This window comes from Nocardia sp. CA-084685, assembly GCF_050955785.1.
In the GTDB taxonomy this organism is placed as follows: Bacteria; Actinomycetota; Actinomycetes; order Mycobacteriales; family Mycobacteriaceae; genus Nocardia.
In genome coordinates this window covers 1,976,193-1,993,000 of sequence record NZ_CP192094.1, presented here as the reverse complement: position 1 = coordinate 1,993,000, position 16,808 = coordinate 1,976,193, and the positions used below count along the sequence as shown (strand labels likewise).

The window sequence follows — 16,808 nt, the reverse complement described above, 5'->3', positions numbered from 1 at the left end:
CTGTAAGGAGTGATTCGGCGTGGGTTGGACCTTCACCCCGGACGAGTTCGCCCATATCTGGCGCGAAACCGAAGTGGACCGTCACCCGTATCCGCTGCGCATTCTCGAGACGCCGCGAACCGAATCCGAAGCCGATAAATTGCGCGCACAATTGGAGGAGCGACTACCGCCGCGCAGCGATCCGGACCTATCGGCGTGCCTGCGCATCATGGCCGCACCGCAGACCAGGATCGTGGCGATCGGCGGCGGGCACAGTCCCGGCACCGAGATCCGGCTGCTGGCCTGTGCGATCTACGACCGCGCCGTCCTCGCTATCCAGGAACCCGGTTCCGGACCGGATTTCGGTGGGCGCGTACGACTTTCGATCGGGCTCAGCGCCAAACTCGGCGCCCGGATAGCCGCATTGCTGCCCGCGGTCCCGGCCGGACACGAACCGGCGCGGGCGGCATCGGCCGAAGCGATCCGCGACGGCGAGACGGTGGTCGTAGCGCAGCGGGCGGTGCCGTCGATCCGGCGGCTGCTGCTCAAGCCGCATACCGCCGAGGGACATTTCCGGATCGAGGGGCGACTGGACCAGCCCGCGCCGCAGCCGCCGATCCACTACACCTGGATCGATGTCAAGGGCGACGGGCGCTATTTGATCAAGGCGGGCGATACCGTGCACATCGTGCCCGCCTCGGCCGAGCAACTCGCGACGCAGTTGCAGAAACGTATTCCCACGCAGGCCCGATAAGCCGTAACCGACCCGGACTATTTCATCCGGAGGCATGGCCAACGGTTAGTCTGAGGCGGACCGACCGATCCCCGGGGGTGTGGTGCATGACGATCGAGAGCAGCCGAGCCGATATCGCCCGCTTCAAACAGGAGGCACAGGCGGGCACCGTCAAGTTCGACCCGGACGCGGCGCGACGTTGCGCCGAAATGTACGAAAACCAAGCCGACCAGCTCATCTATCTACGCCAACGCCTCGAATCGGCGGGCGAACTGGACGGCTTCGGCGGATTCGTCTCCGCACAGCAATTACAGGCCGGATTCGCCCACAAGGCCCGCGACGCCGCCACCCTGCTCGACCAGTACATCGAAGCCGCCTACCGCATGAAGGAAGCCTTCCTGATCAGCGGCGGGCTGTTCGAGGAGGCCGATGCGGCGAATGCCGCGGCACTGCGGGCGATCGAAACGCGGGTGCCACGATGAGCTCCGGTGATTCCGCCCAAGGCGGTTGTCGGGTGCCCGGTGGGCTCGGTCCACAGCGTGCCGCATGGAACGCGTGGGCGAACGCCAGCAATGCCTGCGTGCAGAATGGCTATCGGGCGCTGACCGCGCGAGCCAAGGCACGGAAAGCGTCGGCGAACGACAACGAAGCCTGCGCACAGAACGACGATCGGACGCCCACCGCGCGGCACAAGGCACAGCCCGCGCCACAGAACGCATCGGCGAACGCCAGGAATGCCTGCGTGCAGAACAACTATCGGGCAATCGCCGGGCGACACAAGGCACATCGCGTGACACGGAACGCGTCGGCGAACGCCAGCGAAACCTGCGCACAGAACGACTATCGGACGCCCACCGCGCGGCACAAGGCACAGCCCGCGCCACAGAACGCGTCGGCCGACATCAGCGAAACCTGCACGCAGAACGACTATCGGACGCTCACCGCGCGCCCCAAGGCACAGCTCGCGACACGGAACGCATGGGCGAGCTCGAGTGAGGCATCCGCGCGGGACGGCTCTCGGGCGCCCGGTCAGCAAGGTATGACACAGCGCGCTACGCGAATGGCGGAGGCGATCGTCAGTGAGGCGCGGCGATGAGCGGTAATGATCCCGACTACATCAGCTCGATGGAGCATTTCGAGTCGATGAAGCATGAGGAGATCTACGCCAAGACCCAGCAGATCGATGCCGCGCAGATCCTCAACGCATCGGTGACCTGGCTGGAAGTCGCAGGGACACTGGCCAGTTCGTTTCCACTGACCAGGGCCGGTTCCGATCGAGTCATGAATTCGATGGCCTGGGAGGGCGCCGCCGCCGAAGCCGCCTATGCGAGTGCACGCAGCTATGCCGACTCCGTCGATGAACTCGCCGCGATCGTGGGGCAGGTCGGCACCCGACTGGGAGCCGTGGCCGCGGCGGCCGAAGCCGTGAAGATCGCCGTTGTGCCACCAGGCAATTCGGGCCCGATCGGCACCATCGCCCGACTGCTCGAAGCCGCCCACGTGATCAATGCGCAAATGGCAGAAGAGGCAATGCGCCAAGAAGCCGTTCTCGCCATGAACATGATCTACAAACCCGCCTACCAAATGGCGGGCACCGCCGTCCCCGCCCTCCCCAGCCCACCCACATTACCGGGCACACCGGGCGCGACACCGTCAGCACCACGGCATTCGCCCCCCACCGAACCAACCCAGCCCGGCGCGCAGGTCCCCGGAACCGAGCCGTCATTCCCCACCCCGGAATCCCAAGCACCACAGCCGAACCCCGCTCCGGAAATACCTCAATCCACCCCAGCCCCGGGCACTCCGGCACCCTCCACGCCGGAACCCCAAGCACCGCAAACCAGCCCGGGACCCAGCAGCCCGTCACCGACACCAGCGCCGTCTGCGCCGGAATCCTCAGCACCGCAACCAACTCCGAACCCAATGACACCGACTCCCGGCCCACCGACACCCTCCACGCCCGAAACCCCAGCACCGCAACCAACTCCGGACCCAACACCAGCACCCAGCCCGGCACCGGCACCGGCACCGGTGCCGGTGCCCTTCACACCGGAATCCCCAGCACCGCAACCAACTCCGGACCCGACGACACCGGCACCCCCCGCCACCGGAACCCCAGATTCCCAGGTACCACAGCCCACCCCGGTTCCGCCCCCTCAACCCGTCCCGGACTCACCGGTACCTACCATGCCGGAATCTCCAGCGCCGCAACCAAACCCAGCGCCCCCGATACCGGAATCCCAGACTCCACAGCCCATTCCGTCCCCACAACCGCAGCCCGCCCCAACACCGGAACCATCAACCCAGCAAGCTCCCCCTCCGCCCCCAACGCGGGAGCCTCAACCTCCCGCACCCCCAACCCAACAGGCACCCCCACCCGCGCCCCCGGCAGCACCATCCCCTTCCCTCCCCGACCCCGGCGGCCAACCAGGCATCACCGGCCCCATCCCCGACCAAACCGGCCCCTCCAAACCCCCACCAACGAGCAACCAACCTGGCGTCATCCCAACCGCAGACAGCGGCCAGCGATGAGTAGCTCCCGATAGGCACGAATCCCCACTAGTGTCGACAAACAGATCGCTGTCCAGATTCCTACTATTCGTCTAGAACCATGATCTGGCCCTGAGCGCTTTTCAAAGGCAACGACTTCGCGCGCACCGACATCACTGCGGTCCGGTTGCCGCAGGACGATGCGGAAGGCGAATCGCCGGAGGCGATCTCGGCGGCAGACGCTAAACCTTGACCAGGTCGTCGGCGTGTATTACCGGGCGTTGCATGGTGTCCGGGAGTTCGGTGGTGGAGCGCCCGAGCATGCCGGAGAGTTCGGTGCTGTCGTATTCGACTACGCCTCGGGCGACTATGCGGTTGTCGGGGGCGATCAGGTCGACTACGTCACCGCCGTGGAAGCGGCCGCGGACGCCGGTTATGCCTGCGGCGAGCAGGGAGCGGCGGCGCTGGGCGACGGCTTGGACGGCGCCGTCATCGATGAGAATGGCGCCACGGCTGTCGGCGGCGTGGCGGACCCAGAATTTGCGGGCGGAGAGGCGGACCGGGCGGGCGGCGAAGGCAGTGCCGACGGTGCCCGCGCTCAGCGCGATATCGGCCTCGGTGGCGGCCGCCAGCAGGACGGGCACGCCCGCGTCGGCGGCCAGCCGGGCCGCGGAGAGTTTGGAGGCCATGCCGCCGGTACCGAGTGCGCCGCCGCTGCCCGCGATGACGCCGTCGAGGTCGGCGCTGCTGCGGACCTCGGGGATGAAGTTGGCGGCACCCTTGCGCGGGTCACCGTCGTATAGACCCTCGACATCGGAGAGCAGCACCAACGCGTCCGCGCCGACCAGATGGGCGACCAGTGCGGCGAGCCGGTCGTTATCGCCGAAGCGGATCTCTTCGGTTGCGACGGTATCGTTTTCGTTCACGACGGCAACCGCACCGAGCGAGCGCAACCGATCCAGGGTGCGCTGGGCATTGCGGTGATGTTCCCGGCGCGAGAAGTCGTCGGCGCTCAACAACACCTGCCCGACCGTGCGCCCGAACCGCGCGAACGAGGCGCCCCATGCATGCGCCAACGCCAACTGGCCGACGCTTGCCGCAGCCTGTTTGGTAGCCAAATCCCTTGGGCGCGTGGTCAATCCGAGCGGCGCGAGACCCGCACCGATCGCACCGGAAGACACGACGACCACATCGGATCCGGCCCGCATCCGCGCCTCCACCGCATCGGCAAGCCGATCCAGTCGCGCCATATCCAACCCACCCTGGAGGCTGGTCAGCGCCGAAGACCCGATCTTCACTACCACACTGCGGGCCGAAGCAATCGCCGTCCTGGCCTCACTCAGCCCGGACTGCGACATCACCTCGGCCATCCCCGAACTCACCTGCATCGCAACCGAACTCCCTGTACCGCAACAGAACCCATCGATTCGACCGCCCTGGCATTACCGGCCGCACCAACCGACTCCGCCGCACCAACCGACCGCAAAGCATCAGGCGCCACCGCCGAATCGGCCGCCGTCTCACCAACCGACCACAAAGCATCAGTCGACGCCGCCGAATCAGCCGCCGACCCACCAGCTAATCGCTCAGCACCAGCGGAGGCCCCATCAACTGACCACAAAGCATCAGTCGACGCCGCCGAATCAGCCGCCGACCCACCAGCTAATCGCTCAGCACCAGCGGAGGCCGCAGCAACCGACCGCCCCAGAGCCGCCAACTGTCGCGAACTAGTCGACCGCACCGCACCAGCCGATTCAGCCGAACTCGTCGTACCTGCCAGCCCAACCGAACCCGCCGCGAATGTCGGGCGCAGCACTACACCCCGAACGCACTGGTCGCCAATGAATTCCGATGCTCGCCGAACGGTCGAACCGAACCGCAGCGCTCGCTGAAACGCCGTGCCAGATCCCGGCGCACACCACAGGCCCACGGCGTCCACGTTATTCCTCGTCGTCCTTGACCAGACCGCGGCGCACCCGAGAGGCATGTTTGCGCTCGGCGGCGCTGATCCGGTCGTTCTGCTCCAAGCGGATATCGGTGCCGCGGCCGGTGGGCACCATATCGATGCCCGCGGAGATCTGCGGCTCCCATTCGAAGGTGACATCGCCGATGGTGACCGGCGCACCGGGTTCGGCGCCCTGCTTCACCAGTTCCTCTTCGACGCCGAGGCGTGCCAGGCGGTCGGCGAGGTAACCGACGGCCTCGTCGTTGTCGAACTGGGTCTGGCGCACCCAGCGCTCCGGCTGCGGACCGCGCACGATGAAGCCGCCGGGCTCTTCGGGATCGGCGATCACGCTGAAGCCGGTCTCGTTCACCGCGATCGGGCGGATTACCGGACGCTTCGGGGCGGCCTTCGGATGCGCGATCCGATACTGCTCGACCATCTCGGCGAGCGCAAAGGTCAAAGCACGCAAGCCCGCTCGACTCACCGCCGAAATCTCGAAGACCGGCCAGCCACGGGCGGTGAATTCGGGCGTGACCATCTCCGCCAACTCGGCGGCATCGGGCACATCGACCTTGTTCAGGATCACCACGCGCGGCCGATCGGCCAGATCACCGAGCCCCGTATCGGCATCCAGAGCCGGTTTGTAGGCGGCGAGTTCGGCCTCGAGCGCGTCGACATCGGACACCGGATCGCGTCCGGGCTCCAACGTCGCGCAGTCCACAACATGGGCGAGCACCGCGCAGCGCTCCAGATGCCGCAGGAAATCCAGCCCGAGCCCACGCCCGTCGCTCGCACCGGGAATCAGACCGGGCACATCGGCGATGGTGAAGGTTGTGTCACCGCTGGAGACCACACCGAGATTGGGCACCAGCGTGGTGAACGGGTAGTCAGCGATCTTCGGCTTCGCAGCCGAAAGCACCGACACCAGCGAAGACTTACCGGCCGACGGGAATCCGACCAGGCCAACATCGGCGACGGACTTCAGCTCGAGGACGAGATCGCCCTCCTCACCGTCCTCACCGAGCAGCGCGAAACCGGGCGCCTTGCGCGCCTTGGAGGCCAGCGCGGCATTGCCGAGTCCGCCGCGTCCGCCACGGGCCACGATGAACTTATTGCCCGAACCGACCAGATCGACGACTACCTTGCCGTCGTCGTCGAGCACCACGGTGCCGTCGGGCACCTTCAGCACCAGATCGGTGCCCTGCTTACCGTCGCGGTTACTGCCCTCACCTGGCTTGCCGTTGCTCGCTTTGGCGTGCGGGTGGAAATGGAAGTCCAGCAGGGTGTGCACGTTCGGGTCGACCTCGAGGATCACATCCCCGCCACGTCCGCCATTGCCGCCGTCCGGTCCGCCCAGCGGCATGAACTTCTCGCGGCGCACGGAGGCGCAGCCGTGACCACCCTTGCCCGCACGCACGTGCAATACGACACGGTCGATGAATTTGGACATGTCCGAATCATCCTCCTCGGTGGTCAGAGTTGTGGGAACGCGATCTTTCGAGAACGCGAAAAGCGGGCCAGGGAATGCACCCTGACCCGCTCAGCTTCTCCGGAAATGGCTAAAGAGGCGGTCAGGCCTCGGCCGGCTCCGGAACCACGATGTTGACGGTCTTGCGGCCACGCTTGGTGCCGAACTCGACCTTGCCCGCCGCCAAGGCGAACAGGGTGTCGTCGCCGCCACGGCCGACGAGCACACCCGGGTGGAAGTGCGTGCCACGCTGGCGGACCAGGATCTCGCCCGCCGACACGGCCTGGCCGCCGAAACGCTTGACGCCGAGTCGCTGGGCGTTCGAGTCGCGCCCGTTGCGGGAGCTGGATGCACCCTTCTTATGTGCCATTTCTGAACTCCTGTGAAGTAATTCGAGAAAGCGCGGAGGCTTACTTGATGCCGGTGACCTTGAGGACCGTCAGCGGCTGGCGATGACCCTGTCGCTTGTGGTAGCCGGTCTTGTTCTTGAACTTGTGGATGCGGATCTTCGGGCCCTTGGTGTGCTCGACGACCTCAGCGGCCACCGAAACCTTGGCCAGCTTGTCCGCATCGGTGGTCAGCTCGGCGCCATTCACCACGAGGACCGGGGCCAGCGCCACGGACGAACCCGGCGCACCCTCGATCTTCTCGACCTTCACCAGGTCACCGACCGCGACCTTGTACTGCTTTCCGCCGGTCTTGACGATCGCGTACGTTGCCATCGGTCGGCTGCCCTTCTTCCTGTAATGCGCGCGGCTAGTGCTCGCGCGGCTGCGTGCTCCCGCCCGGATGACTCCGGCTGGAAACCACAGCACTCTGGTCTGGTAGTCACCGCCGCCTCAGCAACCTGATGGCTCTCGGCTTCGAGCCGAGTCACGAACACAGCGCAGATAAGCGCTGTCGCCGGGCAGCGACTGTCCAAGATTACAGGACGGGTACCACCCCGACCAAACCGGTGCCCGGGTAAGACAGGACCCCCGTCGCGGAATGCGGCGGGGGTCCCAAGTTTTCGGATCGTGGCAGTTAGTTCGCGTCGTCCACCGGCGGTCCAGCCGGACGACCGACGGCCCGGCGGCGTGGCTTGCGCGTCGGCACCACGACCGGCACATCCGCGGTGTAGTCGACAACGGGCTCCACGGCCCCCTGATCCGCCGTCGGCAGCACGAACACCGCACCGGTGCTATCAGCCGCCGGTGCGGCGGCCGAACGCGCGACGCGACGTCTGCGGCCGGTCGTACGGGATGCGGATTCGGGCACACCGTTGGCCGATGCCGCAACCGGCTCTGCCGCAGGCTCAGCGGGTTCATCCGCCACGGGCGTCGAAACCCCGGCACCGACCGGCGCAACGACAGCTACGGGCTCGACAGCCTCTTCGTCCACCGCCGCGGCTTCCCCGGATGGGGGCTCGACGGCCTCTTCGGCCACCTCTGCCACGTCCTCGGTTTCGGCATCCGCGACTTCCTCGGCGACCGCCTCCGCGACTTCCTCGGCGACCGCGGCAACGGAATCGGAAACTACGACCTCATCGCTTGCGGCGACAATATCGGTGACGTCCTCGACATCCTCCGCGTGCGCCGGCTCCTCCGACTGATGCGCCGCCATCGCCAATGCCACCGGATGCGCCCGCTTGACCGCGATCTCCGCCTCGTCTTCGACGACATGTGCGGTGCCATTGCTCGCCGCGGCAGGCGCACTCGCCGCCGCACCCTTGTCCCGGCCACGGCGCCGCCGCGACCCGGTCTCGCGAGCACCGCGCGCACTGTCCTCGGCGCCGGTGAGCTCCACCGGGTAGGTGTGCACGAGGATGCCCCGACCGTGGCAATGCTCACAGGTCGACGAGAACGCCTCGACCAGGCCGGTGCCCAGCTTCTTGCGGGTCATCTGCACCAGGCCGAGCGAGGTCACCTCGGAGACCTGGTGGCGGGTGCGGTCGCGGCCCAATGCCTCGGTCAGCCTGCGCAACACCAGATCCCGGTTCGACTCCAGCACCATATCGATGAAGTCGACGACGATCATGCCGCCGATATCGCGCAGCCGCATCTGGCGCACGATCTCCTCGGCCGCCTCCAGGTTGTTCCTGGTGACCGTCTCTTCCAGATTGCTGCCGCCCGCACCGGTGAATTTGCCGGTATTGACGTCGATGACGGTCATCGCCTCGGTCCGGTCGATCACCAGGGTGCCGCCCGAGGGCAGCCACACCTTGCGATCGAGCGCCTTGGCGAGCTGCTCATCGATCCGGTAGGTCTCGAAGACGTCGGCACCGTTGTTCTCGTGCCGGGAGACCCGGGCGAGCATGTCCGGCGCGACCGTGCGGATGTAGTTCTCGACGGTGCTCCAGGACCGCTCACCCTCGATGACCAGCTTGGAGAAGTCCTCGTTGAACAGGTCGCGGATGACCTTGACCAACAGGTCCGGCTCTTCGTACAGCGTCTTGGGCGAGCCGTTGTCCTTGACCTCGGCGGCCTTCTCGATGGTGCGCCAAGTCGCCTGCAACCGCTCCACATCGCGGGCCAGTTCGGTCTCGCTGACCCCCTCGGACGCGGTGCGGATGATCACTCCGGCGTCGGCGGGAACGATATCGCGCAGGATCTCCTTGAGCCGCTTGCGCTCGGTATCGGGCAACTTGCGGCTGATACCGGTGGACGAACCGCCCGGCACGTAGACCAGGAAGCGGCCGGCCAGGCTGATCTGGGTGGTCAGCCGGGCGCCCTTATGCCCGACCGGATCCTTGGAGACCTGCACCAGCACCTGATCGCCAGGCTTGAGCGCCTGCTCGATCTTGCGCTCCTTACCGCCGAGACCGGCAGCCTCCCAGTTCACCTCACCGGCATAGAGCACACCGTTGCGGCCGCGGCCGATATCGACGAAGGCCGCCTCCATCGAGGGCAGCACATTCTGCACCTTGCCGAGGTAGACATTGCCGACCATCGACGCCGAGCCGGTATTGGTGACGAAGTGCTCGACCAGGATGTTGTCCTCGAGCACCGCGACCTGGGTCGCGGTCGGGTGCTCCGGGAAGGTCTTCTCCCGTACGACCATGACCCGGTCCACCGCCTCGCGGCGGGCCAGGAATTCCGACTCGGTCAGGATCGGCGGACGACGGCGACCGGCCTCGCGACCGTCACGCCGACGCTGCCGCTTGGCCTCGAGCCGGGTGGAGCCGGTGATGCCCTGCACCTCGTCGACGGTGGTGGCGCGGCTGCGGCTCTTATTGCGCGGCTCACGCTCGTGCACGACGGTATTCGGCGGATCGTCCTCGGAGACGCTCTCGCTATCGGCGCCTTCGCCCGCCACCTTGCGGCGACGACGGCGACGGCGACGGCGGCTCGAGCCCTCCGGCACACCGGATTCGTCGTCCTCGCTCTCGGTGTCGTCGCCGGCGTCGGCTTCGGCCTCGCTCTTGACGGCGGCCTGCTCGTCCTCGGCGCTCTCGTCGGTGCCTTCGGTGTCCTCACCATCGGTGTCGGCGTCGGCGTGCTGCTCGCCCCGGCCCCGACCCCGACCCCGACGGCCACGCCGACGACGACGCGGCTGATCCGCCTCGCCCTGCTGTTCGGTCGACTCGTCCTCGGTGGTTTCGGTCTCTTCTTCGACGGTTTCGACCGCGGTCTCCTCGACGCGACGGCTTTCGCGCTGGGCCCGGCGCTGCCGACGCGCTTCCTCGGCGGCAGCGGCGTCCGGCGATAGGAACAGCGGTGCGGCGACCGAGGCCGCGGCCTCGAAGACGACCGGGGTCGCGACATGCGGCTCCGGCGGAACCGAATGGGTGAACAGCTGCACCGACGGCTGATGCGCCGCAGGCTGCTCTCCCGATGGCAGCGATCCGGACTGATCTATCGCCTGGTCCGGTCTGGAGAAGATGAGGCCCGGCTCGGGCGCGGCAGCAACCGCCTCGGGCTCCGGCGCCACCGGCTCGGCTGCCACCGGCTCGGGCTCGGCCGCAATCGGTTCCTGCTCGGCGGCCTCGGGCTCGACGGCCCCGGGTTCCACCGTGCCGAGCGCATCGCGGACAGATTCCGCTACCGCTCGGTCGACATTCGATTGCGCACTACGTGCGTCGGCACCCAACTCGGCGAGCTTGGCCAGGATGCGTTTGCTGGTTACTCCCAGCCGCTTGGCAAGCGCGTGAACTCGGATTCGCTCCGGCAATTGTTCGGCATCCTGTGATGTTGTTGTCAGCGGCTCTTGATCGGCCACGAAGTCTCCTCGGGTCCCCGGGCGCGTCCCTCCTGGCAGGAGTGACGCGGCCGACGCGGGGGCACTGTCCGTTCACCTCACGCGGTTGGCGCAAGGTCAAGTGGTCTCGCCCCGCATGCCCGGTTAACACCATTTTATTCGTCGTCGGGCTAACTGGTCACGCGGCGCCTGGCTGTTGGCTGAACTCCACGGCGCGAGCGCTCATCCAGCGTGCCGACGCGAACCTCCGGCCCAGCAACGGGCCAGCTGTTCGTAGCAGCGATGATCGGCATCGAACCGCAGTGTCATCCGGTTACCGTCCGGCACCAATCGTCCGCGTACCTGCGCGAACAGTCGGCATCGTCAGCAACCACAGCCAGTATCCCACACAGTGCCGCGACGCCTCGCCATCGCCGCACGACTTCGCCTCGCTGCCGCTCGGCCAAGTCCCGCCGCGACGCCGGCTGTGCTGTCTGTTCCGCAGCTCACGCCTCAGGCCCAATATCAGGCCGGGAACTCGGGAAACCAGAGCGCGATTTCCCGCTTGGCCGATTCGGGCGAATCGGAGCCGTGCACCAGGTTCTCCTGGGTCTCCAGTGCGAAGTCGCCGCGAATGCTGCCGGGGACGGCCTTCTCGACCGGGTCGGTGCCGCCGGCGATCTGACGGAAGGCCGCAATGGCGCGCGGACCCTCCAGAATGGCCGCGACGACCGGGCCGGAGGTGATGAACTCGATCAAGGACCCGAAGAACGGCTTCTCGGCGTGTTCGGCGTAGTGCCCGCGCGCCAACTCGTCGGATACCTGCTTCAGCTCCAGGGCCGCGATCTTCAGGCCCTTGCGCTCGATCCGGGCCAGCACCTCACCGACGAGGCCACGGGCCACACCGTCCGGCTTGATGAGTACCAACGTCTGCTCAGTCACGGCGCTCAGCCTAATAGGCGATACCCCGGGTTACCGAACCGACGGCTAGGAAGAGCCCTGGATGCGTTGACTCGGCAGCAGGCCGAGTTCCATTCGGCGCTTGACGTCGGCGCGCAGCACCAGGATGAAGCCCCAGACGACGGCGAAGAAGACGCCCATCACGCCGATCGACACGTGCACGAAGACGCCGAGGATCAGCAGCACCTGCAGCCCCAGGTTGAACGGGATGGCCCATGGTCGGCGTTGCAGTCCGGCGCCGAGGATCATCACCAGCGCGAGGACAACCAGATAGCTGCCGGAGAACCAGCCGATACCGCCGCCGACGGACCCGACCACGGGCAGTGCGAGCAGCACCGTGATCGCCTCGAGGATCAGCGTGCCCGCCATGACACCGCGCAGCCCCTTCCACGGGTCGGTGGCAGGTGGGGGGACCTGCGGCTCGCCGTCGGCCCGCTCGGGCTCGGCGGCGTCGCCGGTTGACTCGGTCACGCTGTCTCCTTCTCGGCATCCGTGGGTCCCATATGCCTACGCATGCTGCCGCGCCCGGACCGCACGGCTCGTGCCTGCGCCTAGCTGGCGCTCGGCTCCGGCATACGCCGATGCGCACTGGCACATGATTCGCGCACTGCGTTCGCTCATGCAGGGTCCTTCCCGAACAGGGCCCGCGCCGCGCCCGCGGTGACCACCGATCCGGTCACCACGACGCCCGCACCGGAAACCATCTCGCCCGCATCGCCGACCTCCTCGGCAATGGCAATGGCCGTTTCCAACGCATCGGGCAGGGTCTCGGCGACGACCACGCGTTCGTCGCCGAAACGCTGCACTGCGAGGTCGGCGAGGCGTTCGACATCCATGGCGCGCGGCGAACCATTGGTGGTGACCACGATCTCGTCGAACACCGACTCCAGCGCGTCCAGCATGCCCGCCACGTCCTTATCACCGAGCACCGCGACGACACCGACCAGCTTGCGGAAGTCGAATTCCGCGGTCAGCGTCGCGGCCAGTGCCCGCGCGCCCGCCGGATTGTGCGCGGCATCGATGAAGATGGTGGGGGCATTGCGCATCCGCTCCATCCGCCCCGGGCTGGTGACACTCGCAAAACCAGCGCGCACCGCTTCGATATCGAGCTGCCGATCCGCTCCGGCACCGAAGAACGCCTCGACCGCGGCCAATGCGAGCACCGCATTGCGGGCCTGGTGCTCACCGTGCAGTGGCAGGAAGATTTCGTCGTAAATCCCACCGAGGCCCTGCAATTCGAGCTGCTGGCCGCCGACCGCTATCTGGCGGGCCAGCACCCGGAACTCCGAGCCCTCGCGCGCCACCGCGGCATCGACCTCGACGGCCCGGCGCAGCAGCACATCCATCGCCTCGGGTTCCTGCTCGGCGATGACGGCGACGGTATCGCGCGGCACCAGGCTGTCCGGGGCGCGTTTGATGATCCCGGCCTTCTCCCCCGCGATAGATGCGAGATCCTCGCCGAGGAAATCGGTGTGGTCCAGACCGATCGGGGTGATCACCGCGACCTGTCCATCGATGACATTGGTCGCGTCCCAGCGCCCGCCCATACCGGTCTCGACCACCGCGACATCCACCGGCGCCTCCGAGAAGGCGGCGTAGGCCATGCCGGTGAGCACCTCGAACTTGCTCATGGCCGGACCGTCGGCGGCCGCGGACTGCTTATCGATCATTTCGATATAGGGCAACAGTTCGCGGTAGGTCTCCACGTACTTGGCGGGGGTGATCGGCATATTGTCGATGCTGATCCGCTCGGTTGCCAGCTGCAGATGCGGGCTGGTGATCCGGCCGGTGCGCCGATGCAGTGCGGTGAGCAGCGCATCGATCATCCGAGTCACCGAGGTCTTGCCATTGGTGCCCGCGATGTGGATGGCCGGGTAGCTCTGCTGTGGTGAGCCAAGCAGATCCATCAGCGTCGCGATACGGGACAACGACGGCTCGATCTTGGTCTCCGGCCAGCGCCGGTCCAATTCCGCCTCGACCAACGCCATTTCGGCCAGGTCCACCGGGGACGGGCCGGAGCCGAGCCGCCGCTTCGGCTCCTCGTCGTCGGCGTACTGCGGTTCCGGTTCGGCGTTCACTTGCCGCTCAGTTCCGCGAGCCGGGCGCCGATGCGCGCGACCTCGGCCTCGGCGACATCGCGACGTCCCTTGATCTTGTCGACCACCTGGTCCGGCGCCTTCGCCAGGAAGGCCTCGTTACCGAGTTTGGCTGTGGTGGTTGCCAATTCCTTCTCCGCGGCGGCGAGGTCCTTTTCCAGGCGACGGCGTTCGGCATCCAGGTCAACCGCGCCGGAGGTGTCGAGTTCGACCGTCACCGTTGACCCGCTCAGGCGCACCTCGACCGATGCGGTCGCGGCGAATTCGGCACCGGGCTCGGTGAGCCGGGCCAGGTTGGTCACCGAATCGTGCAGTTCGGTGAGGCCCGCGGTGTCCAGCCCGATCAGCTTGGCCGCCACCTTCTGCTTATCGGCCAGCCCCTGATCACTGCGGAAGCGGCGGATCTCGGTGATCAGGCGCTGCGCGTCCGAAATACGTTGTGCGGCGGTCACATCGGTGGCCACACCGGTGGCCTGCGGCCAAGTGGCGATGACGACTGATTCGCGGCCGGTCAATGCCCGCCACAGCGATTCGGTGACGAACGGGATGACCGGATGCAGCAGCCGAAGCACCGCATCGAGCACGTTGCCGAGCACGATGCTGGTCGACTCGGCGCGCGAACCACCGGCGGCGAACTGCACCTTGGACAGTTCCAGATACCAGTCGCACAGCTCGTCCCAGGCGAAGTGGTACAGCGCCTCGCACGCCTTGCCGAATTCGTAGGCGTCGAAGGCCGAATCCACCTCGGCGCGAACCTGTTCGAGCCGATCGATGATCCAGCGGTCGGCGTCGGTGAGTTCGGCGCGATCGGGCAGCGTGCCCGGCTGCGCACCGTTCATGAGTGCGAACTTGGTGGCGTTGAACAGCTTCGTCACGAAGCTGCGCGAGGCGAGGGCATGCGATTCGCCGACCGACAGGTCACCTCCTGGCTGCGCACCGCGCGCCAGGGTGAAGCGCAGCGCGTCCGCGCCGTAGGAGTTGATCCAGTCCAGCGGGTCGATACCGTTGCCGCGCGATTTGGACATCTTCTTGCCGTACTGATCGCGAATCAGGCCGTGCAGGAACACATCCTTGAACGGCACCTGCCTCGCACCGCCCTTGCCCGCGGTGAGCACGTGGTCGTCGGAGACGAAGGTGCCGAACATCATCATCCGGGCCACCCAGAAGAACAGGATGTCGTAACCGGTGACGAGCACGCTTGTCGGATAGAACTTCTGGAGCTCCTCGGTGGAATCCGGCCAGCCCATGGTGGAGAAGGGCCACAGCCCGGAGGAGAACCAGGTGTCGAGCACGTCCGGATCCTGCACCCAGCCCTCGGGGGCGGTCTCATCCGGACCGACGCAGACCACCTCGCCCTCGGGGCCGTACCAGATCGGGATGCGGTGACCCCACCAGAGCTGGCGCGAGATGCACCAGTCGTGCATATTGTCGACCCATTCGAACCAGCGCGGTTCCTGGCTGGTCGGGTGAATCACGGTGTCGCCGTTGCGGACCGCGTCACCGGCGGCCTTGGCCAGCGATTCCACCTTGACCCACCACTGCATCGAAAGCCGCGGTTCGATCGCCTCGCCGCTGCGCTCGGAATGTCCGACGCTGTGCAGATACGGCCGCTTCTCGGCGGCGATCCGGCCCTCGGCGGCGAGCCGCTCGCGCACCTTGACCCGCGCCTCGAACCGGTCCATACCGTCGAATTCGGTTCCGGTGCCGGTAATCCGGGCGCGCTCGTCCATGATGTTCGGCATGGGCAGGTTGTGCCGCAGGCCCATCTCGAAGTCGTTGGGGTCGTGTGCGGGCGTGATCTTCACGGCACCGGTACCGAATTCGGGATCGACGTAATCGTCGGCGATGATCGGAATCCGGCGTCCGGTGATCGGATGCTCGAGGGTGCTGCCGATCAGATCCTGGTAGCGCGGATCCTCCGGATGCACCGCGACCGCGGTATCGCCGAGCATGGTCTCCACCCGGGTGGTGGCAACGATCACATGCGGCTCATCGTCATTGAGCGAGCCGTAGCGCAGCGAAATCAGCTCGCCCTCGACATCCTCGAATTTGACCTCGATATCGGAGATGGCGGTGCGCAGCTCCGGCGACCAGTTGACCAGGCGCTCGGCCCGGTAGATCAGGCCCGCGTCGTATAGGCGCTTGAAGATGGTCTGCACGGCCCGGGAGAGCCCGTTGTCCATGGTGAAGCGGTCGCGGCTCCAGTCGACGCCGTCGCCGAGCGCACGCATCTGCCACTGGATCTGTCCGCCGGATTCGCGCTTCCAGTCCCAGACCTTCTCGATGAACAGGTCGCGGCCGAAGTCTTCCTTGGTCTTGCCGTCGACCGCGAGCTGCTTCTCCACGATGGTCTGGGTGGCGATGCCCGCGTGGTCCATGCCCGGCAGCCACAGCACCTCATAACCCTGCATCCGCTTGCGACGCGAGAGGGTGTCCATCAGGGTGTGGTCGAGCGCGTGGCCCATATGCAGGCTGCCGGTGACGTTCGGCGGGGGCAGCACGATCGAGTAACCGGGCTTGTCGCTGGCGGGATCGGCGGCGAAGTAACCAGCCGCTACCCAGCGCTCGTACATCTCGGCCTCCACCTGGCTGGGAACCCAGCTCTTGGGGAGGGCATCGGCACGATTACGCGGGTTGTCAGGGGTTGCGCTGGTCACCCCGGCATTCTAGTGGTGGTGCCCGCTGAGCTCCTAAAAGGGCCAGCGCAGAGAAAAGGCGGGGTCTTCGGTGGATGAGGGACACCGAAGACTCCGCCCACACGTGGAGCTTACCGGCGAAACGGGCCCGAACTCGGAATCCACAACCAATTCTCAGCTTCTCGACGAGTTCAATATGCCGCTGCCGCAATGGCACCTTTTCCGCCCCTGACGGCGCGTCTGGTGCCCAGACAGCCGGACGCTCGCGCTGGCGGATGAGGGGGTTACACCCCGGCCGCACCGGAGTCGACCGTTGTCCTCGGCCGAACCATCATCGACCGCCTAC

General features: G+C 66.8%; 13 protein-coding genes. 4 read left to right on the top strand and 9 right to left on the bottom strand.

Going from position 1 to position 16,808, the window contains the following annotated elements:
* Positions 1 to 19: 19 nt before the first annotated feature.
* The 4 genes from ACQP2U_RS08755 (at position 20) to ACQP2U_RS08740 (ending at position 3,244) form a co-directional block, all read left to right on the top strand.
* Positions 20 to 733: an ESX secretion-associated protein EspG gene (locus tag ACQP2U_RS08755; protein ID WP_433714200.1), complete on the top strand. Its 714-nt coding sequence runs from the start codon at positions 20 to 22 to the stop codon at positions 731 to 733.
* Positions 734 to 819: 86 nt separating this feature from the next.
* On the top strand, positions 820 to 1,194 hold the full coding sequence (locus ACQP2U_RS08750) for a hypothetical protein (protein WP_433714199.1): 375 nt from the start codon (positions 820 to 822) through the stop codon (positions 1,192 to 1,194).
* Positions 1,191 to 1,808, top strand: coding sequence for a hypothetical protein (locus ACQP2U_RS08745; RefSeq protein WP_433714198.1), 618 nt, complete (start codon positions 1,191 to 1,193; stop codon positions 1,806 to 1,808). The genes ACQP2U_RS08750 and ACQP2U_RS08745 overlap by 4 nt, the downstream gene beginning before the upstream one ends.
* Positions 1,805 to 3,244, top strand: coding sequence for a hypothetical protein (locus ACQP2U_RS08740; protein WP_433714197.1), 1,440 nt, complete (start codon positions 1,805 to 1,807; stop codon positions 3,242 to 3,244). The genes ACQP2U_RS08745 and ACQP2U_RS08740 overlap by 4 nt, the downstream gene beginning before the upstream one ends.
* A gap of 200 nt (positions 3,245 to 3,444) precedes the next feature.
* Here the strand turns inward: ACQP2U_RS08740 and proB are convergent, their stop codons facing one another.
* The 9 genes from proB to ACQP2U_RS08695 form a co-directional block, all read right to left on the bottom strand.
* The gene (proB, locus tag ACQP2U_RS08735) at positions 3,445 to 4,560 is read right to left on the bottom strand and encodes a glutamate 5-kinase (protein ID WP_397039272.1); all 1,116 of its coding nucleotides are present in this window, start codon (positions 4,558 to 4,560) and stop codon (positions 3,445 to 3,447) included.
* Between the two features lie 582 nt (positions 4,561 to 5,142).
* Positions 5,143 to 6,597, bottom strand: a complete 1,455-nt coding sequence (gene obgE, locus ACQP2U_RS08730; protein ID WP_433714196.1) for a GTPase ObgE — start codon at positions 6,595 to 6,597, stop codon at positions 5,143 to 5,145.
* A 121-nt stretch (positions 6,598 to 6,718) separates the two neighbouring features.
* The gene (rpmA, locus tag ACQP2U_RS08725; RefSeq protein ID WP_364501315.1) at positions 6,719 to 6,985 is read right to left on the bottom strand and encodes a 50S ribosomal protein L27; all 267 of its coding nucleotides are present in this window, start codon (positions 6,983 to 6,985) and stop codon (positions 6,719 to 6,721) included.
* Between the two features lie 40 nt (positions 6,986 to 7,025).
* Positions 7,026 to 7,337 carry a 50S ribosomal protein L21 gene (rplU, locus tag ACQP2U_RS08720; RefSeq protein WP_040687720.1) on the bottom strand — a complete coding sequence of 104 codons (312 nt, stop codon included), beginning with the start codon at positions 7,335 to 7,337 and terminating at the stop codon, positions 7,026 to 7,028.
* Positions 7,338 to 7,638: 301 nt separating this feature from the next.
* Positions 7,639 to 10,812, bottom strand: coding sequence for a translation initiation factor IF-2 N-terminal domain-containing protein (locus ACQP2U_RS08715; RefSeq protein WP_433714195.1), 3,174 nt, complete (start codon positions 10,810 to 10,812; stop codon positions 7,639 to 7,641).
* A 483-nt stretch (positions 10,813 to 11,295) separates the two neighbouring features.
* On the bottom strand, positions 11,296 to 11,712 hold the full coding sequence (gene ndk, locus ACQP2U_RS08710; protein ID WP_040687718.1) for a nucleoside-diphosphate kinase: 417 nt from the start codon (positions 11,710 to 11,712) through the stop codon (positions 11,296 to 11,298).
* 45 nt (positions 11,713 to 11,757) lie between these two features.
* Complete coding sequence (locus tag ACQP2U_RS08705; protein ID WP_433716407.1) at positions 11,758 to 12,099, bottom strand: DUF4233 domain-containing protein; 342 nt, start codon at positions 12,097 to 12,099, stop codon at positions 11,758 to 11,760.
* Between the two features lie 248 nt (positions 12,100 to 12,347).
* Complete coding sequence (gene folC / locus ACQP2U_RS08700) at positions 12,348 to 13,808, bottom strand: bifunctional tetrahydrofolate synthase/dihydrofolate synthase (protein ID WP_433714194.1); 1,461 nt, start codon at positions 13,806 to 13,808, stop codon at positions 12,348 to 12,350.
* Complete coding sequence (locus ACQP2U_RS08695; protein WP_433714193.1) at positions 13,805 to 16,483, bottom strand: valine--tRNA ligase; 2,679 nt, start codon at positions 16,481 to 16,483, stop codon at positions 13,805 to 13,807. Before ACQP2U_RS08695 ends, folC begins: the two co-directional genes overlap by 4 nt.
* Positions 16,484 to 16,808: the final 325 nt, after the last annotated feature.